The organism is Enterobacter sp. GD03975 (genome assembly GCF_029838645.1).
GTDB classification, from domain to species: Bacteria; Pseudomonadota; Gammaproteobacteria; order Enterobacterales; family Enterobacteriaceae; genus Enterobacter; species Enterobacter quasihormaechei.
This window is the reverse complement of record NZ_JAOBZC010000001.1, coordinates 95750-117315: the sequence shown is the minus strand read 5'-3', so window position 1 is coordinate 117315 and position 21566 is coordinate 95750. Positions and strand designations below refer to the sequence as shown.

Genomic DNA, 21566 nt, shown 5'->3' with positions numbered 1-21566 from the left:
TGACCGGCGTTCGGTTACTGAACGCCTTTTTTATCTCTCGCGCAGCGCCTCTTTTGCCTTATTCAACGGTTTCAACAGATAATCGAGGACCGATTTACTGCCGGTTTTGATATCGACCGTGGCTATCATGCCCGGGAAAACCGGAAAGGCTTTTCCCTGCTTGTTCGTCAGATGGTTACTGTCCGTTCGGATATAAACGCGATAATAATAAACATCCCGTTTCACCTCATCCTGAAGGGTATCCGGGGAGATCATCGTCACCTGACCTTCCAGCCCGCCATAGATCGAGTAGTCGTAAGCGGTAATTTTCACCAGCGCTTTTTGTCCAGGATGGATAAACGCCACGTCGCGCGGAGAGATTTTCGCTTCGATGACCATCCGATCGTCAAGCGGCACCAGGCTCATCAGCTTGCCGTTCGGCGGGATCACCCCGCCCACCGTCGTGACGTCAATGTCCTTTACGATGCCGCGCACCGGGGCATTGAACGTTAAGCGGGTCAGCGAGTCTTCGCGCCCTTTCATGACGGAACGCTGGGCTTCGATCTCCGCATTCGCCTTCGCCAGCTCTTCGCGCGCGCGGACGTAATACTGGTTTTTCATCTCGGTAATTTTATTCTCAAGCTCGTTCTTCTGGCGCTCAAGACGTAACACCTCCACTTTGCTGGCTGCGCCCTGAACCACCAGCGGACGGGTCAACGCCAGTTCGCGCTGCACCAGCTCCGCGCCCTGACGCAAACCGGCCAGACCTTTCTCCAGGCTCTCGCGGCGTGACTGATAAAGCGCCGTTTCCTGCTTAACCAGTTCGACGTCATCATCCAGCTCCGCCGGGAAGGTCAGCTCCGTGTCGTTAACTTCGGCCTTCAGGCGCGCGGCGGTGGCCAGCGCGGCTTTTAACCGGGATTCACTTTCCAGCACGCTGGATTCGGTTTTGGTGCGGTCGAGCTGTGCAAGCTGCTGACCGCGCTCGACGATATCGCCTTCGCGAACCAGCAGTTTGTGGATAATGCCGCCTTCCAGGGACTGAATCACCTGCTCGTGGGAGGACGGGATCACCTTGCCGCTGCCCGTGGTGACCTCATCCAGTTCGAACAGGCTGGCCCAGATGATAAATACCGCAAGCAAAGCGAACAGCGTCCATGCCACCAGCGACGATCGCGGCAGGCGGGGTTCCTTCAGCCGGCTGTTAAAGCGGGAGAAATCATTCATGCCACGCCCTCCGTTTTCAGTTTGACGGTGCGCTGCGGCGCCCGCTGCGGGGCCATTCCGTGCTGGCGCAAAATGGCATCACGTGGTCCGTCCATCACCACGCTGCCGTTTTCCAGGACGATGATGCGGTCAACCAGGTCCAGGATCGGCAGACGATGCGTCGCCACCACCAGCGTCCGACGCTTGCCCAGCCACTGGTGCAGGTGCTGAATAAACTGCTTCTCGCTGACCTCATCCAGCCAGGCGGTGGGTTCATCCAGCAGCAGAATGTTCGGGGATGTGATCAGCGCGCGGGCCAGCAGCAGCGCCTGACGCTGTCCGCCTGAAAGCCCGGCTCCCCCTTCGTTGATGATATAGTTCAGCCCCATTTTCTGCTTACGCACAAACTCCAGCGCGCCGCTGTTGACCAGCGCCTGATGGATTTCCTCGTCTGTCGCCAGCGGATTGCCCATCAGAATATTGTCACGCACGGAGCCGAAGAACAGCCGCGCCTGCTGGCTGAGCAGCTGCATGTCGCGGCGCACATCAGCCGGGTCAAGGTGATTCAGGGCAATATCGTCCAGCAAAATGCTGCCCTGCTGCGGCTCCTGCATGCCGGCCAGCAAATGCAGCAAGGTGCTTTTCCCCGAACCGTTACGCCCGAGCACCGCCACGCGCTCACCGGCGCGAATGTGCAGTTTGCTGATGTTCAGCACGGTGAGTTTCTCTTCTTCGTCATAGTAGAAGCCGACGTCTTCCAGCCGGTAATCCCCGCGCAGGTGGGCTTTGTGCACCTTCTTCCCGTGCTGGGGATCGTCAATCGGGCGCTGCATCAGGTCGTCCAGCCCCTTTCGGGCCACCTTTGCCGACTGCCAGCGCGACAGCACGCCAGAAATCTGCGACAGGGGCGCGATGGTGCGGGACGCCAGAATCGAGGTTCCCACCAGCGCACCGGTGGTCATGTCGCCGCTGATGACCAGGTAACAGCCCACCAGCAGCACCACGGCGTAGACGATAGACTGCACCTCCTGGGTCCAGGTCAGCAGCAGCCCCGTCAGCCAGCGCTGTTTCATGCCGACGCTCGCGGCCACGTCATTGGTGTTATTCCACTGGTTCTGGAACCGCTGCTCGGCGCGCATCAGCTTGATGTCTTCAAGGCCCTGCACCGCTTCCACCAGCGTGGCGTTACGAATGGCAGATTCTCGCATCCCTTCGCTGGAAAGTTTTCCCAGCGGGCGCTGCACCAGCAGGCCGGGAATAAGCAGTAGCGGCACGGCCAGCAGAACGACCAGGACCAGCGGGCCGCCAATCATCCACAGAATGAAAACAAACAGCAGGAAGAACGGCAGATCGGAGATGGCCGCAATGGTGGTGGAGGTGATCAGTTCACGCACCGACTCCAGCTCGCGGATCTGGGCGATAAACGACCCGGTTGATTTCGACCGCGCGCCGTTTTTGATCCGCAGCGCGTGGGCAAACACGCGCTCGGAAATACGCAGGTCGGCGCGCTTCCCCACCACGTCCGAAATATGCACGCGCAGCATCCGCATGATGAATTCAAACACGATGGCGATCATCACGCCGCCAAACAGTACCCACAGCGTGGCTTCCGACTGCGACGGCACCACCCTGTCATACACCTGCATGGAAAAGACCATGCCGGAAAGCGCCAGCACGTTGGCGACCAGCGCCACCAGCATGATGTCGCCGTAACGTCGCCAGTCTTTCAGCGCCAGCTGCCAGAACCAGTTTTTCTCATAGGGTTTAATGTAATCATCCACCCGCGCGTCCGGCGTTGACTCCAGCGGACGCAATACCATCAGCCCCTTTAAGCGCGAACTGAGCTCGTCGCGCGTTAATGTCGTCTCCAGGCCGCCGTCGCCGCTGAACTGCACGCTGACGTTTCCTTCGTTGTCCATACGGTTGATGACCGCGATTTGCCCGCCGGTGAACTCGGCCAGCAGCGGTAAACGCCACGGATCGAGCGATACGGCTTCAGCCGCCATCCAACGCATCCCCAGCCCAAGCTGGCGCGCCATCTCTTCCAGCACCAGCTGGCGCGGAGACTGACTTTCATGGTTAATCGTGACCCGAACATGCTCTGCTGAAAAATCCAGCCGATAATACTTCGCGATGATAAGCATGCCCTGCAACCAGGGTTCGTACTGTGGATGTGTCTTCATAATGCTACGTCCTGTTCAGGGCGGTAATTTCGTCCTGAAATGATACCTTTACGGAATGATTTAAAACGGAACGCTTTCTAAACGAACCCGCAAAATAATCTTGTGAAATATAGGGTTATGGCTAGTGATGTAAAGAAACGCAAAAAGCCGCGAGGATCGCTCCCCGCGGCAGTGTTTTACGCAATTAACAGCTGATGATTAGCCAGCAGCGTTGCCAGATCCGTCTGCACGCCGTTCAGCGTCAGCAGCGGGGTTGAGGAGAACTGTCCGCCCGCCCCGTCCAGGTCAACATGGATCTCAGTATTGCTGCCGTTCTGCACCACGCGGACGTAGTCGGTGATGTTGCCCGCGCCGCTGTCCAGCGTCGCGACGCCGTTCACGTAGCTCGCCGAGCCGCTGCCGGTATAGCCGCTTTCGGAGAGCAGTTCGCGCAGATCGATACGGTCCGTATCCGCAGTTCCCTCCCAGGTGCCGACGGTAAAGCCGTTGACCACATCGCTGCCGTTACCGCCCGTCGCATCCGAAGCGTTGATCAGCTTGTAGAGCAGCGTGTCCTGGCCGCCGTTGCCGATGTTGAAGGTGTCGTTACCGCCGCGGCCTTCGAAGAAGTTATCCGCGGTATTGCCTGTAAAGACATCATCACCGTTTCCACCAGCCAGCCCTTCAATGTTGACAAACCGTGCAGAACCAAAACCTGTATCTTGCATACCGGTCTTACTGAGGTCGATATTCAGCGCTGTCGAGCCAGCGAGCTTGTAATCGACAATGTCCATCCCCCCTTCGGCGGACCAGACGTTCACATCGGATACCACGCGGCTACCGCCGCCGCCGTTATAGATATGCGTACCGGCCGTTGCGTATAGCGTGTCGTTATAACCCGTTCCGACAATACCTACGGAATTGCTTCCATCCGTTGCGGCCTGGGCGCTATCGACGACTGCATCCCCATTTTCGGCGGTCAGCACATAGGCATGGTTCTTCTCTACCGCTTTGAGACCCGCCCAGGAAGCGTTGACGTTCTCGATGGTATTCGTTGTCCCGGAAGAGTCGAAACTGACGGACGAAACACCGCCAAAGTCATTACCATTAGAAAGCAGTACAGCGCTGTAAGACTTGCTCGCATCAAGACCGTAGAAATACACCAGCCCTGTCGAGTCGTTCATGTTCACGCCGCCCTGCGGGTTAATGACCTGTGAACTAACAACCTTACCGGTACTCTCGTCTACCAGCAGTACCGTATTACCATAGAAGGCGTTAATACCGTTGGCGTCAGAAATACGCAGAATGATGCTGGTTCCATCGTTGATGGTGCTGGTATTTTCGATGTACTCCGTCTTGCCACCCGCCGCGCGGAACACAACCAAATCGCGATCGCCGTCATAATCAAGGTCGAGCGCAAGTGCTCCCGTGGTGACGTTAGTGCTGCCCTGATTTGCGCCCGTTAACAGCGTTTGCGACGACCATTTAACCTGACCAGTACTGGCGTTAACACCGTTGTTAAGCCAGAGCATGCCGATATTGTTGGCGTTAGTGGCAACTGTGCTGCCCGCTGCGCCCGCAATCTCGATCAGATCCATCTTGCCATCACCGTTCCAGTCAACCGCCAACGAGCTCATGCTGTTTACGCTGTCGCCGAAGGTCTGAACATTCGATCCAGTGCCCACGCCGTTAGCCGCCGCGGTTAAATTCCCGGCACCATCGTTGTAGAAAACGGCACTGGTGGCGTTACCCTGACCGGTTAGCCCTCCCACAAAGAGATCCATATAGCCATCGCCGTTAAGGTCGGCCCAGGTCATTGTGGTGTAGTAGTTACTCGTCGTCCCCTGGTTTCCATAGAAAACCCCCGTAACAATCTGGGTATTGGTCAGCGTATAATTACCGTTAGCATCCACGCCATTGGTCGCTACCACCAGACGGGTATTCACGCTGCTGGAGCCGCCGCCGGAGGTAGAGTTGCTGCCTACCGTGCCGTGATACACAATGTCGACATAGCCATCGTTGTTGAGATCCACGCCAGAGAGATCGCGGCTCATTTGCGCATTGTTATTGTTGGTCGATGCCACACCATCCTGGGTTGTAGCGGTATCAACATAAGCACCGCTTTTGTCAAAGCCAATAATGGTGCCGTCCGTGTTCATTACGATCTGAGTGTCATAGCCCCCCGGTGCGTTGGAATCGTTTGGCGATCCATCGCCGTACACCATGTCGACCAATCCATCGCCATCAATATCAATGCCCATGACGCCGCCGTACCAGCTCCATGTGTTGCCGTTGACATCGTTTGTCTGTCCCGCAACACCGTTAGAACCCACCTGGAAGGTGGTGTAGGTGCCGTCCGCATTGTATTTGAAAGACTGCTGGCCATTTGCATAACTGGTATCTGCACCGAGGATATCCATCAGGCCATCCCGGTCAAAATCGACAAATGTTGACTGCTGCTGTCTGTCCGGACCACTGATTGCGACGGAGCTGAATGAACCTAACGTCGTCGAACTGGTCGCGTTCTGGGTAAAGACCGTTGAGTTGCTGAGGATCCTCCATGAGCCATCTTCAGCCAAAGTCAGTGCCGTGCCTGTATCCTGCGAAGAGGCTGCGGTAGAGGTAAAACTGATCTCCGGCGTCGGTGATACCGTCAGCTCATTCGCGGAGTCATCCGCCGTGATCTGTGTGCCGTCGGCTTTGTAAAGTGCGGCCTTAACATCATATGTACCGAGCGCCAGTGCGTCTCCATCAGGGATCTGCACATACCAGGTACTGTTTTTAGGATCAACAACCACAACGCCATTGCGAGAACTGTAAACCACATTGTTGACCGTCACTTCGACGTATTCACCATCGAGGATTTCGAAGTCAACGCGGCCGGTAATAATCGGTGTGGTATCCAGCGTATCCTGCACCTCTACGTACATTTGCAAATCAACGGTGAAGTCAAACACAGGAGAATGTGCGCCTTCGTTGCCAGCTGCATCAACAACGACAGCGTAGAACTCCCCTTTCTGCCCATCTACCAGCGGATCCGTTAAGGCGAATGACCAAGAGGTACCGTTTACGTTAGCTTCGCCGAGCAACGTGCCGTCGGCGCTATACACGCGCACCAGTTCGCCGGTCAAAAGTGTGGAAGACAACGTACCGTTCAACACAGGCAAACGGTCGTCTGTTGTCGTGCCAGAACCAAACTCACCGCGTGATGAGCCTACCTCGTCGGTATAGCTAACTATTTTCGCTGTGGTGGTAGACGGCGTAAGATCGACGTTGACTACCTGCTGAGCAGTAGCACCTGTATTGCCCGCTAAATCCACTACCCGAACCTGATAGGTGTGTTCGCCTTCTGGCAGATTGCGAGTGTCGATAAAGCTCCAGCGATTGCCGTACATCGTGACATACTGCCAGGTTAATCCATTGTCGACGCTTATCTGTACATATTCACCGCTGGACAGTGGCGCGCCAATGGAACCATTGATAGTCAGTGACGTATCGTTAGTCAGGAAATCACTGTCGCTATAGCCCGTATCTGTTGAAATACTGTCAATGCTGACGGTAATAGCACTCTCCGGGGCAACGAGATCCACCGTCACCTGCTGTTGTGCAGAGCCACCGATGTTCCCCGCTGTGTCTATTACCCGCACATAGTAGTCATAGGTGCCGTTACCCAGCGTACGGCCGTCCACGTAATACCAGCTGCTGCCGGTGACAATCACGTTCTGCCAGGTGACCCCGCCGTCGATACTGATCTGGGCATATTCACCGTCGGCCAGCGTCGCGCCAAGCGAGCCGTGCAGCGTCAGGGACGTATCGTTAGTGATAAAGTCGCTGCTGCTCAGGCCGGTATCGTCGCTGATGCTGTCGATAGCGATCGTTTTGCTGGCGTCCGGCGCGATGGTATCAATGGTCACCACCTGGCTGGCGGTGGCGCTGATATTCCCCGCGTCGTCAATTACCCGCAGCTGGTAGTTGTAGTCGCCGTCGACCAGCGTACGTCCATCGACATAGGTCCAGGTCAGGCCACTGACGCTCACGTCGGTCCAGGTCGCGCCGCCGTCAAGGCTGATCTGCGCATGGTCGCCGCTGCCGAGCGCCGCGCCGAGCGTGCCTTTCAGGCTGATCTGCGTGTCGCTGGTGATGAAGTCGCTGTCGGACAGGCCGGTATCCTGCGTGACGGAATCCACGGTAATGGTCGTCGCCGCTGGCTTCGTCAGATCGATCGCCACGTTCTGGCTGTCCGTTGCCCCCACGTTGCCCGCGTTATCAATCACGCGGACCTGGTACAGATACGTACCGTCGGTCAAAGTGCGGCCATCGGCGTAGCGCCACGTGGTGCCGGTCACCGTCAGGTCAATCCAGGTGGTGCCGCCGTCGAGGCTGATCTGCGCCTTCTCGTTGTTGCCGAGCTGCGCGGTCAGGGAGCCGTTGATCACGATATTGCTGTCGTTGGTGATGAAATCACTCGCGCTCAGGCCGGTATCGTTTTGCAGCGAGTCAATGCTGATCCCCATCGATGGCGCGGTCAGATCGACGGTGACGGTGTGATTGTCGCTGCCGCTGTTGCCGATGGCGTTGCTGACCTGCGCGTTAATCACGTACGAACCGCCGTCTGCCAGCGCGGTAACGTCTGCGCTGCCCACCGTGTAGCTCCAGGTGCCGTCATTCTGCACGGTCGCCGCATAGGTTTTACCGTTCAGCGTGATGGTCACCGTCTGGCCCGCAGGCGCGTCGGTGGTGCCGCTGACGACCAGCGGCGTGCCATGCTCGGCAGCGTTAACAATGTCATCCTGCGCAAAGGTGTTAATGGCGATCGTCGGGACATCACCGTTCAGCGTCACGTCGTGCGTGGCGCTGCCCGGGTTGCCCGCCTTATCGCTCACCGTGGCGGTGAGGGTGTACTGCCCGTCGCTCAGGCCGAGGAAATCACGCCCTGGCACGAAGACCGACCACGAACCGTCCGCCGCCACGGTCGCCTGATAGCTGTGACCGTTGAAGGTCACGGTTACCGTCTGACCCTGCTCCGCCGTGGTAGTGCCGCGGATGGTCTGGCCCGCCAGCTGCTCGGCGTTATTGACGATATCGTCATCCGCCACGACGCTGATGGTCACGGTCGGCGCCACGGTATCCACCGTTAAGGTATGCGTCGTCTGACCGCTGTTACCGGCTTTGTCGTTCACGGAAGCGGTGACCGTCAGCGCGCCCTGGCTCAGCGCGGCCAGGTCTGTCGCCGGAACGTCCAGCGTCCAGGTGCCGTCGTTTGCTACGGTTGTGGTGTAGGTTTTGCCGCCCAGCGTGACGTTCACGGTCTGACCCGCCTCAGCGCTGGAGGAGCCGTGTACGGTCAGCGGCTGCTGAGCTTCCGCCGCGTTCAGAACGTCGTCGCCTGACAGCGCGTTCACGCTAATCACCGGCGCGGTGGTGTCCACGCTGAGGGTGTGCGTCGCCGAGGCGCTGTTGCCCGCGCTGTCATGCGCCGACACGGAAACCTGATAGCGCGCGCCATCCGCCAGCGCGCCCACGTCGGCGGCCGGAACGGTGGCCTGCCATGAGCCGTCGCTCTGAATGGTGGCCGTGTAGCTTTTACCGTTCAGGGTTACGGTGACCTGCGTGCCGCTGGCGAACTGCGCGCTGGAGCCATTGATGACCAGCGAAGCGCCCGCTTCTGCCGCATTGATCACGTCATCACCGCTGATAGCGTTGACGGTCAGGGCCACGGAGGCCGTGTTTACCACAACGTCGTGGGTCTGGGTGCTGCTGTTACCCGCGCTGTCGGTGATGGTCGCGCTGAGGGTGACGGTGCCGTCAGCGAGCGCAGAAATGTCGCTGGCAGGCACGCCCACGCTCCATTTGCCGCTGGCGTCAACGGTGGTGGTGTACTGGTTCGAGCCGATGGTGATGACCAGCTTATCGCCCACGCTGGCGCCGGTTGCGGTGCCGCTGACGATCTGCGCCTGACCATGCTCCACGCTGTTGATAACGTTATCGTTCGCCACGACGTTAAAGCTGACGGTCGGCGGTGTGGTATCGAGCGTAATCGCTTTCGCCGCGCTGCCCGGATTACCCGCGGCGTCGCTCACGCTGACCTGCACGGTGTAACCGTTGTCCGCCAGTGCGGACAGATCGGACGCCGGTACGTTAACGCTCCAGACGCCGCCCTGCTGAACCTGTGCGGTGTAGCTGTTCCCGCCGAGAGATACGGTCACCGTCTGACCGGCTTCAGCCGTCGTGGTGCCGGAAACGGTCACGCCCGCAGCCGCTTCGCTGCCGTTGATCACGTTGTCATCGGCTACCGTATCAATCGTCACGGTCGGCGCCGTCCCGTCCACGCTGTACTCGCGGCCCGCAGACGCGCTGTTGCCGTGTATGTTGTTTACGCTCACCTGCACGCTGGCGTCGCCGTCCTTCAGGCCTGCAAGATCCGAGGAAGGCACGGTCGCCGTCCAGTTGCCGTTGGCATCGACTTTCGCGGTGTAAGACTTGCCGCCAAAGGTGATGGTCACGGTCTGGTTTTCTTCCACGTTGGAGGTGCTGCCGGACAGCACCAGATCCGCCCCTTTCTCCGCCGCGTTAATCACGTCGTCGGTGGCGATAGCATTGATGCTGATAGCCACGGCCGCCAGATCGACATTGACGTCGTGACTGATGGAGACCGGGTTACCTGCGCTACTCTGACCTGCTACGGTGATTGTCACCGTGCCTGCGGCCAGAGCGCCCACGTCCGCCGCCGGGATCGCCGCGATCCATGAGCCGTCTGCCAGTACCGACGCGGCATAGGTCTTGCCGTTTACGGTCACGGTGAGCGTCGTGCCCGCCGCCAGCCCGTCGCTGGTGCCGGTGACGATCAGATTTTGACCATGCTCAATGCTGTTGATCACGTCGTCGCCCGCCACGATATTCACGCGCAGGCCCGGCAGGCTGGCGTCGATAGTGATATCGCGCTCTCCGGTGCCGGTATTACCGTGGCCGTTGGTGACGGTTGCTGACACGGTCAAATCGCCGTTGCCCAGCGCCGTCAGGACGGACTCCGGCACGCTGACGGACCAGGTGAGGTCACTCTGCACCGTCGCGGTGTAGCTGTTGCCGCCGATGGTCACCGTCACCGTGTTACCGGCTTCCGCGTTCGCCACCTTACCGGTGATGGTCTGGCCTGCGGCCACTTCCGCCGCGTTGATGACGTTATCGCCCGCCACGGTGTTGATGGTGACGGTCGGCAGCGCGGTGTCGACCAGCAGGTTCGCTGCGCTGCTCACGCTGTTGCCCACGCCGTTGGTGACGGTGGCGTTAAGGATGTAATTCGCTTCGCCCAGGCCTGCAAGATCAGCAGCCGGAACCGTCAGGCTCCAGGTGCCGTCCGCGGCCGTCGTTGCGGTGTAGTTTTTACCGTTCAGGGTCACGGTCACCACGGTGCCTTCCGCCAGGTTGGCGCTGGTGCCGCTCACGCTCAGAGCCTGACCTTTCTCCGCCGCGTTCAGGACGTTGTCACCGCTGATGGCGTTGAAACTGACCGATGGCAGACCGGTATCGACGGTCACATTATGGGTGCCGCTGCCGGTGTTGCCCGCCGCGTCGGTAACAGACGCAGTGACGGTCACGGTGCCGTCGCTGAGGCCGGAAATCACGCTCGCCGGGACGCCCACGCTCCAGTTGCCCGCCGCGTCCAGCACGGTGGTGTACGTCTGGCCGCCGATAGTCACGGTGACCTTATCGCCCGCTGCCGCGCCGGTGGCGGTGCCGCTGATAATCTGCGCCTGACCGTGCTCGGCGACGTTAATCACGTCGTCATCTGCAATAGCGTGGATGGTGATCGCCGGAACAGTCATATCCACCGTCAGGTTGTGGTTTACCGACGCCGGGTTGCCCGCCTTGTCGCTCACGCTCGCGGTTACGGTCACGCTGCCGTCGCTGAGCGCCGCCAGATCCACCGCCGGAACGTTCAGCGTCCAGTTGCCGTTCGTACCGACGGTTGTGGTGTAGTCCTTGCCGTTCAGCGACACGGTGACCGTCTGGCCCGCCTCGGCGGTGCTGGTGCCGGAAACCGTCAGGTCAGACTGCGCTTCCGTGGCGTTCAGGATGTCGTCAGTCGCAATCGTGTTGATGGTGACGGACGGCGCGGTGGCATCCACGCTGTACTCGCGGCCAGCCGAAGCGCTGTTGCCGTTGACGTTGGTGACGCTCACCTGCACGCTGGCGTCGCCGTCCTTGAGGCCCGCCAGATCCGCAGCCGGCACGGTATAGGTCCAGTTGCCGTCTGCTTCTACGGTAGTGGTGTAGATTTTACCGTTCAGGCTCAGGGTGACGGTCTGCCCGGCTTCCACGTTGGTGGTCGCGCCGGACAGCACCAGATCCGCCCCTTTCTCCGCCGCGTTGATCACGTCGTCGGTGGCAATGGCGTTGATGCTGATGGCAACAGAGGCCAGATCGACGGTCACGTCGTGGCTGATGGTAATCGGGTTACCCGCCGCGCTGTCGCCGGTAACGCTGATTTTCACGGTGCCTTCCGGCCACGCGCTCACGTCCGCAGACGGAACCGCCGCGCTCCAGGTGCCGTCCGCCAGCACCGTCGCCGCATAGTCTTTGCCGTTCACGGAAACGGTCAGCGCCGTGCCCGGCGCCAGCCCGTCGCTGGAGCCGGTGACGATCAGGTTCTGCGCATGCTCGATGCTGTTAACCACGTCGTCGCCCGCCACGATATTCACGCGCAGGCCCGGCAGGTTAGCGTCGATAGTAATGTCGCGCTCGCCGGTGCCGGTGTTGCCGTGGCCGTTGGTGACGGTCGCCGTCACGCTCAGGCTGCCGTTGCCGAGGGCGGTCAGCACATCAGCAGGTACGTTCACGGACCAGCTCAGATCGTTCTGCACCGTCGCGGTATAGCTGTTGCCGCCAATGGTCACGGTTACGGTGTTGCCCGCTTCAGCATTCGCCACGGTACCGCTCAGGGTCTGGCCTGCCGCCACTTCCGCTGCGTTGATAACGTTATCGCCCGCCACGGTGTTGATGGTGACGGTCGGCAGCGCGGTGTCGACCAGCAGGTTCGCTGCGCTGCTCACGCTGTTGCCCACGCCGTTGGTGGCGGTCGCATTGAGGGTGTAACTGGCCTGACCGAGACCGGCCAGATCCGCAGCCGGAACCGTCAGGCTCCAGGTGCCGTCTGCGGCGGTCGTTGCGGTGTAGTTTTTACCGTTCAGGGTCACGGTCACCACGGTGCCTTCCGCCAGGTTGGCGCTGGTGCCGCTCACGCTCAGATCCTGACCTTTCTCCGCCGCGTTCAGGACGTTGTCACCGCTGATGGCGTTGAAGTTGACCGATGGCAGACCGGTATCGACGGTCACATTATGGGTGCCGCTGCCGGTGTTGCCCGCCGCGTCGGTAACAGACGCAGTGACGGTCACGGTGCCGTCGCTGAGGCCTGAAATCACGCTCGCCGGGACGCCCACGCTCCAGTTGCCCGCCGCGTCCAGCACGGTGGTGTACGTCTGGCCGCCGATAGTCACGGTGACCTTATCGCCCGCTGCCGCGCCGGTGGCGGTGCCGCTGATAATCTGCGCCTGACCGTGCTCGGCGACGTTAATCACATCGTCATCTGCAATAGCGTGGATGGTGACCGCCGGAACAGTCATATCCACCGTCAGGTTATGGTTTGCCGACGCCGGGTTGCCCGCCTTGTCGCTGACCGATGCGGTTACGGTGACGCTGCCGTCGCTGAGCGCCGCCAGATCCGCCGCCGGAACGTTCAGCGTCCAGCTGCCGTTCGTACCGACGGTTGTGGTGTAGTCCTTGCCGTTCAGCGACACGGTGACTGTCTGGCCCGCCTCGGCGGTGCTGGTGCCGGTAATCGCCAGATCAGACTGCGCTTCCGTGGCGTTCAGGATGTCGTCAGTTGCAATCGTGTTGATGGTGACGGACGGCGCGGTGGTATCCACGCTGTACTCGCGGCCCGCAGAAGCGCTGTTGCCGTTGACGTTGGTAACGCTCACCTGCACGCTGGCGTCGCCGTCCTTGAGGCCCGCCAGATCCGCAGCCGGCACCGTGGCGGTCCACTTACCCGCCGCGTCCACCGTGGCGGTGTAGTGCTTGCCGCCAAAGGTGATGGTGACGGTCTGATTTTCCTCCACGTTTGAGGTGGTGCCGGAAAGCACCAGATCCGCGCCCTTCTCGGCCGCGTTAATCACGTCGTCGGTGGCAATGGCGTCGATGCTGATAGCGACGTTCGCCAGATCCACCGTCACATTGTGGCTGATGGAAACCGGATTGCCCGCGCTGCTCTGGCCCTCAACGGTCACGGTGACAGTGCCCGCTGCCAGGGCACTTACGTCCGCAGAAGGGAGTGCCGCGCTCCATGTACCGTCCGCCAGTACCGTCGCGGGATAAGTTTTGCCGTTGACGGTAACGGTCAGCGCCGTGCCTGCGCTCAGGCCATTGCTGGAACCGGTAATAATCAGATTCTGTCCGTGTTCAATGCTGTTGATCACGTCATCGCCGGCCACGATGTCCACGCGCAGGCCCGGCAGGCTGGCGTCGATGGTGATATCACGCTCGCCGCTGCCGCTGTTGCCCACGCCGTTCGTGACGCTGGCGGTTACAGTCAGATCGCCGTTGCCCAGCGCCGTCAGGACCGATTCCGGTACAGCGACGGACCAGGTCAGATCGCTCTGCACCGTTGCGGTGTAGCTGTTGCCGCCAATCTTCACGGTCACGGTATTGCCCGCTTCGGCATTTACCACGGTGCCGCTGATGGTCTGGCCTGCGGCCACTTCTGCCGCGTTGATGACGTCGTCGCCTGCCACGGTGTTGATCGTGACGCCAGGCAGTACGGACTCCACGTTCACGGTGTGCGAGGTGCTGGTGCTGTTGCCGACGCTGTCCGTTGCCGAGGCAGTGACGGTGTAAAGCGCCTCACCCAGTTGACCTACCTCGCTCGCCGGAACGGTCGTGGACCATTGGCCGTTGGCCTCAACCGTGGCGCTGTAGGCTTTGCCGTTGAGCATCACGGTCACCACCGCGCCCGCCGCCAGTCCGGAAGCCGTACCGGTGATGGTCAGATCCTGCGTTTTCTCGCTGCTGTTGATCACATCGTCATCGGAGACGGTGTCGATGGTCAGCACCGGCGCGCTCAGATTGACTTCCACCTCGCGCGTCGCGCTGTTGCTGTTTCCGGATTTATCGGTAAGCGCCGCGGTGATGGTGTAATCCCCGGCGGTCAGGGCACCGACGTCCGCCGCAGGCACGCCCACGCTCCAGTTGCCGGAAGCATCCAGCGTCGCCGTGTAATCTTTACTATTGATGGTAACGGTCACCACGTCGCCCGCCGCCGCGCCGGTCACTGAGCCGGTGACGATCAGAGCCTGCCCGTGCTCGGCGCTGTTGATCACGTCGTCATTGGAAACGGCGTCAATGGTCAGCTGTGGCACGGTGGTATCGACCAGCACGTCGCGACCCGCCGAAGCCGGGTTGCCAGCCTTATCGGATACCGCTGCCGTGATCGTGTAGTTGCCGTCGTTAATCGCGCCGACATCCGCAGAAGGCACGGTCACGCTCCAGCTGCCGTTTGCCTGCACGGTGGTGGTGTAATCCACGTCGTTCAGCGTCACGGTCACGGTCTGGCCCGCTTCGGCGTTAGAGGTGCCGTTGACGACCAGATCCTGCTGCGCTTCGGCGGCATTGATGATGTTGTTGTCGCTGACGATCTCGATAGATACCGTCGGCGCGGTGGCGTCCACGCCGTACTCGCGTCCCGCCGAGGCGCTGTTGCCGTTCACGTTGGTTACGCTCACCTGCACGCTGGCGTCGCCATCCTTCAGGCCAGCCAGATCCGCCGACGGCACGGTCGCCGTCCAGTTGCCGCTGGCATCCACTTTCGCCGTGTAGGACTTGCCGCCGAACGTGATGTAAACCGTCTGGTTCTCTTCCACGTTGCTGGTGGCACCCGACAGCACCAGATCTGCGCCTTTTTCTGCCGCATTGATCACGTCGTCGGTAGCGATAGCGTCAATGCTGATAGCAACCGTCGCCAGGTCAACCTTCACGTCGTGGCTGATAGAAACCGGGTTGCCCGCTGCGCTCTGGCCTTCAACGGTCACGGTGACGGTGCCTGCGCTCAGCGCGCCGACGTCTGCTGCCGGAACGGCGGCCGTCCAGGTACCGTCTGCCAGTACGGTGGCCGCGTAGGTTTTACCGTTAACGGTCACCGTCAATGCTGAACCCGCTGCCAGACCGTCGCTGGAGCCGGTGATAATCAGGTTTTGACCGTGTTCGATGCTGTTGATCACGTCGTCGCCCGCCACCTTATCGACCCGCAGGCCAGGCAGGTTGGCATCAATCGTGATGTCGCGCTCGCCGGAGCCGGTATTACCGTGGCCGTTAGTGACGCTGGCGGATACGGTCAGGTCGCCGTTGCCGATGGCGGTTAACACGTCAGATGCGACGTTAACCGACCAGCTTAAATCGTCCTGCACGGTTGTCGTGTAGGTATTACCACCCACTGAAATTGTGACAGTGTCACCGCTAGCGGCACCGCTCACCTTCCCGCTCAGGGTTTGTCCGGAAGCGACTTCCGCCGCGTTAATCACGTCATCGGTGGCGATTGCGTTGATGGTGACCTGCGGCAGCGCGCTGTCGACCAGCACGCTGTGGCTGGCATTCGCGACGTTGCCTGCGCTATCGGTCACGCTTGCCGTGACGGTATAGGTCGCTTCACCCAGCGCAGAGACGTTCGCCGCCGGAACGGTCACGCTCCAGCCGCCGCTGGCGTTGGTGGTCGCGGCGTAGCTGATGCCGTTGAGGTTCACGGTAATCGCTGTGCCTTCCGGCTGGTTGCTGGTTCCGGAAAGCAGCAGATCCTGGCCTTTCTCGGTGGCATTGATGACGTCGTCAACCGCCAGGGTATCAATGGCAATCGTCGGTGCCGTCAGGGAGACGTCAAGATCATGGGTGGCCGTGGTGCTGTTACCCGCCTTATCGGTGAGGGTGGCGGAGATTGTCTGATGCCCGCCAGCCAGCGCGCCCACGTCTGCCGCCGGAACGCCCACGCTCCAGCTTCCGGCACCGTCCAGCATCGCGGTGTAGTCTTTGCCGTTCAGGGTTACGGTAATGACGTCGCCCGCCTGTGCGCCCGTCACCTTGCCGGAAACAATCAGCGCCTGGCCGTGCTCGGCAATATTCACAATGTCGTCGCCCGCGACGAGGTTGAAGCTAATCTGCGGCACGGTGGTATCCACCAGCACGGCAGCATCCGCGCTGGCCGGGTTGCCCGCTTTGTCGTATACGGAAGCCGTGACCGTGGCGTTACCGTCGGTGATGCCCGCCAGATCCGCAGCCGGCACGTCGAGCGTCCAGCTGCCGTCAGCCTGCACCTGCGCGGTGTACTGTTTGCCGTTGAAGGTTACGGTAACCGTCTGGCCTGCTTCGGCAGTGGACGTCCCGCTCAGGGTCAGCTCCTGCGCTGCCTCAGCCGCATTCAGCATGTTGTCGCCGCTGATGGTATTGATGGTCACCGTTGGCGCGGCGGTGTCGACGCTGAAGACCTGCGAAGAGGAGGCCGCGTTGCCGTTCACGTTGGTCACGCTGACCTGCACGCTGGCATCGCCGTCCTTCAGGCCGTTCAGATCGGCAGCCGGAACGGTGTAGCGCCAGTCGCCGTTGGCATCGACCGTCGTGGTATACGTTTTACCCGCGACGCTGACGGTAACGGTCTGGCCCGCTTCAACGTTTGAGGAAGAGCCGGAAAGCACCAGATCCTGGCCTTTTTCCGCCGCGTTAAGCACGTTGTCGTCCGTCACGCTGTTGATACTAATCGCCACCGGGGCGAGATCGACATCCACAACGGTGCCGATGTTCACCGGGTTGCCGGAGGCATCCTGCGCGCGGGCGCTAATGGTGAGCGAACCGTCCGCCCATTGGGAGACGTCTGCCGCCGGAACCGCTGCCTGCCAGGTACCGTCCGCCAGTACCGAGGCAGAATAATCCTTGCCGTTAATGGTCACGGTTACGGTGCTGCCCGCCGCCAGGTCAGTACTGGTGCCGGAGATAACCAGGTTCTGCGCGTGTTCGATGACGTTAATCACGTCGTCACCGGCGACGATATCAATGCGCAGGCCGGGCAGCTGGGCGTCGATGGTGACGTCCAGAGAAGACGAACCGGTATTGCCGTGCGCGTTGGTGACGCTGGCCGATACGGTCAGATCGCCGTTGCCAAGCGCGGTTAACTGGCTCTGGGTTAGCGGCAGGCTCCAGGTGAGATCGTCCTGCACGGTTGCCGTGTATGTCTGCCCGCCAAGGATAATCGTGACGGTATCGCCCGATGCCGCGTTAGAGACCTTCCCGGTCAGGGTTTGCCCTGCGGTCACTTCCGCCGCGTTGACGATATTGTCGGTTGCGAAAGTGTTGATAGTGACTACCGGCAGCGAGCTGTCTACCAGCACGTCATGCGAGGTTGAGGCGCTGTTACCCACATTGTCGGTCACGCTCGCCGTCACGGTGTAACTGGCTTCGCCCAGCGCGCTCACCGCAGAGGCGGGCACGGTGACGCTCCAGCCGCCGCTGGCGTTAGTGGTGGCAGTGTAGTTGATACCGTTCAGGTTTACGGTGATGGTGGTTCCTTCCGGCTGGTTGCTGGTACCGGAAAGCCGCAGATCTTCGCCCTTCTCTGCCGCATTTATCACGTCATCTACGGCCAGCGTGTTAATACCGATAACAGGCGTCACGGTATTCACCACCACATCCAGAGAATTGCTGCCGGTGTTGCCGGACCGATCGGTCACGGAGACGTTAATGGTCCAGGTACCGTCCGTCAGCCCCTGAACGACGGATGCAGGCAGGCCGAGGCTCCAGTTGCCCGCCGCGTCCACCGCAGTGGTGTAGTCCACGTTATTAATGGTGATGGTGACCAAATCGCCCGCCGCCGCGCCGGTGACGGAGCCGCTCAGGATCTGCGCCTGAGAGTGGGCCAGCTGGTTAACGGTGTTGGTGTCGGTGACAAAGTCATTAATGGTCACCTGCGGCACGGTGGCATCCACCAGCCCAACGCGATCCGCGCTGCTGCTGTTACCCGCCACGTCGCTGACGGTAGCCGTAACGGTGATCGGGCCATCGGTTAGCGCGCCAACGTCGGCGGCAGGCACGTTCAGCGTCCAGGTGCCGTCACCCTGTACGGTGGTTTGATAGTTTTTGCCGTTCAGCGTCACGGTGACCGTCTGACCCGCTTCAGCGGTGGTACTGCCGCTGAGCACCAAATCCTGCTGCGCTTCTGCCGCATTGATGATGTTGTCGTCGGTCAGGTTATCAAGCGTAATGGCCGGCGGCTGCGTATCGACGGTCACCACACGTGAGGCGTCCGCGCTGTTGCCGCTGACGTTGGTCACGCTGACGCTCACCTGCGCCCGCCCGTCGATCAGCGTTTCCATGGCGTTCGCCGGGACGGTCAGGCTCCATGAGCCGTCCTGCTGCACCTGCGCGGTAAAGGTCCGATCCGCGAATTTCACCACCACGGTCTGGCCCGCCTCTACGCCCTGCGTCTGGCCGGAAAGCGTTAAATCCGCCCCTTTTTCCGCAGCGTTGAGCATATCGTCAGCGGTCACCGTATTGATGGTGACGGCCACGGCGTTCAGATCAAGCTCAATCGGGTGTTCAGCCACAACGCTGTTGCCCCAGGCATCTTCAGCGCTGACGCTGACGGTCATCCCGCCCGCGGTCCATGCCTTAAGGTCAGACGCGGGCACGCCAATCTGCCAGCTGCCGCTGGCGGTAATCACGGCGGCGTACTCAATATTATTGATGGTGACGACGATCGGCGTGCCGGCAGCCAGATGGGTACTGGAGCCGGTCACTGTCAGATCCTGCTGCTGTTCGATGGCGTTGATCACGTCATCGCCAGAGATGGTATTGACGCGCAGGCCCGGAAGTCCGGTGTTGATGTTGATATCACGCTCGCCGGTGCCGGTATTGCCGTGCGCATTGGTGACGGAGGCACTGAAGGTTAGCCCGCCGTCGCCAAACGCCTGAATGTCTGCGGATGGGATCGTCACGCTCCAGGTCAGATCGCCGCCAACCTTCGCGGTGTAGCTTTTGCCACCCACGCTGATTGCGACGGTATCGCCCGCCGCCGCGCCGGTCACGCGTCCGCTAAGGGTCTGGTCCACCGCCGCTTCGGCGTTATTGACCAGGTTATCCCCCGCAAAGGTGTTGATGATCACCTTCGGCAGCACGGTATCGACAAGCAGATTCGCCTCGGCGGAGCCGCTGTTACCCACGCTGTCGGTGCCGCTGACGCTGACGGTGTAAAGGGTATTCGCCAGGCCCAGCACGTCGGAAACCGGCACCTGAACGGACCAGGAGCCGTTCTCAACGGTGGCCTGATAGCTCACGTTATTCAGGGTCACGGTGACGGCGCTGCCGTTCGGCAGATTACTGGTTCCGCTGAGGCTCAGGGGCTGCATAGCCTCCTGCGCATTCAGGACGTTATCCTGGCCGATGGCGTCAATCGTGAATTCTGGCGGGTTGCCGCTGAGCGTAATACCGTGCGTCGCGCTGCCGGTATTGCCCGCCGCATCGGTGACGGAGACAGAAACAGTATGGCTCCCCTCACCCAACGTACCGATAACAGAGGCAGGCACCCCTACGCTCCAGCTGCCGTCCGCCTGGACAACACCGGTAAAGGTCTGGCCGCCGAGGGTCACGGTGACGACATCACCCGCTGCCGCGCCGTTCGCATGGCCGGAAACAATCTGCGCCTGCCCCTGCTCGCTGGTGTTCAGTATATCGTCGCCCGCAACGGTATTGATAGTCACAACCGGCGCGGCGGTATCCACGGTGAAATCGGCAGTCGCGGATGAACCGTTTCCGGCTTTGTCGCTGACGTTAACCGTCAGGGTATGCTCGCCATTTGCCAGCGCCTGTACCTCGCTGGCCGGCAGCGTGACGGACCATGAGCCGTCGCTGCCCACCGTCGCGGTATGATTTTTGCCGTTCAGGGTCACGGTGACAATCTGCCCCGCTTCGGCATCCGTTTTACCGGTCAGCGTCAGGGGCTGATTGTGTTCAGCCGCATTGATGACGTTATCCTGCGCGATCGTGTTGACAGTGATCGCTGGCGCAGCGGTATCAACGCCAATGGTCTGGCTGCCGCTCACGGTATTCCCCGCCGCATCCTTACCGCTGACGTTCACCGTCCAGGTGCCATCGCCCAGCGCCTGCGCATCTGCGGCAGGCACCTTCACGCTCCATGCGCCGTTTGCGCCCACTTCAGCCGTGTAGGATTTGCCGTTCAGCGTGACGGTCAGTTCGGTGCCCTGTGCCAGATTTTTGCTGGCACCCGAGAGCGTAAAGCCCGCAGACTGTTCGCTGGCGTTGATTACGTTATCGCCCGCCGTCGTGGCAAGCGTAACGTTGGCATCTGCCGTGGATACGGTAACGGTGATGCTGCCCGCAGAGGTCGTTTTACTGCCGTCGATCTGCACGACAGACCAGGTATGCTCGCCGTCCGCCTGGGTCGGGAGTTTAACGGTCCAGGTGCCGTCTTTCGCGACCATGGTGCTGGCGATGGTGCTGCCGCTACCGTCCTTAATCTGAATGGTCGCGCCAGGCTGCCCGGTACCGCTGAAGGTTGGGGTGTTATCGTCCGTGACCTCTTTTGCACTCAGCACACCCTGCTTGTCACCCGCTTTATCCGTCAGCAAAAATGTTGGCGTCGCGCTCTCTACTTCTTTCGTATTATCAATAACTTTTGTTTTGGTTTCGCCGTCACCGCCGTGAGAAAGCAGCGCACCGATAGCCCCGCCCCCTAACGCCGCCCCGGCAACCCAGCCCCACGGCGCATCGCTTAAGACGCCTCCCTGCTCCAGGAAAGGCTCGATGCTGCTAATGGGTGTCGCCTGCGCGGTTAATTCCGTGGCGGCAACGCCCGATGCTTCACCGGCATCGGCGAAAGAAATGTGCGTCAGTTCCTGATTATCGTTGAAGACCAGCTCTGAGTGGTTTTGCGTCTCAGGATCTTCCACAAAATAATTATTGCAGCGAATCACGCTGCCATCTTTCATATAAATGAGGAGGTCATTCCCCTGGCGGACATACCGCACCACGTCCTGAGCAGAGCCCTGAATTTCAATTACGCTCGGCGATGAAATAGAGACAGACAGATTTCCTTCACCGGTTAATTTTGTTTTTTCTGCCGTTTTTCGAATGATGACATCAACAACTTTTGCGTTACTCATATTCTTCTCCTTG

Annotated in this window: 3 protein-coding genes; all 3 read right to left on the bottom strand. The window is 60.6% G+C overall.

Annotated features, from left to right (window positions below; translation table 11 throughout):
• Positions 1–30: 30 nt before the first annotated feature.
• On the bottom strand, positions 31–1206 hold the full coding sequence (locus N5C09_RS00470; protein WP_279748204.1) for an HlyD family type I secretion periplasmic adaptor subunit: 1176 nt from the start codon (positions 1204–1206) through the stop codon (positions 31–33).
• Entirely contained in the window at positions 1203–3368 is a 2166-nt protein-coding gene (locus N5C09_RS00465; RefSeq protein WP_279748203.1) for a type I secretion system permease/ATPase, read from the bottom strand. The genes N5C09_RS00470 and N5C09_RS00465 overlap by 4 nt, the downstream gene beginning before the upstream one ends.
• A gap of 176 nt (positions 3369–3544) precedes the next feature.
• Complete coding sequence (locus tag N5C09_RS00460) at positions 3545–21553, bottom strand: Ig-like domain-containing protein (RefSeq protein WP_279748202.1); 18009 nt, start codon at positions 21551–21553, stop codon at positions 3545–3547.
• Positions 21554–21566: the final 13 nt, after the last annotated feature.

Coding starts and splice junctions, on each gene's coding strand:
- N5C09_RS00470 (WP_279748204.1), bottom strand. CDS start 1,206: ATGAATGATTTCTCCCGCTTTAACAGCCGGCTGAAGGAACCCCGCCTG.
- N5C09_RS00465 (WP_279748203.1), bottom strand. CDS start 3,368: ATGAAGACACATCCACAGTACGAACCCTGGTTGCAGGGCATGCTTATC.
- N5C09_RS00460 (WP_279748202.1), bottom strand. CDS start 21,553: ATGAGTAACGCAAAAGTTGTTGATGTCATCATTCGAAAAACGGCAGAA.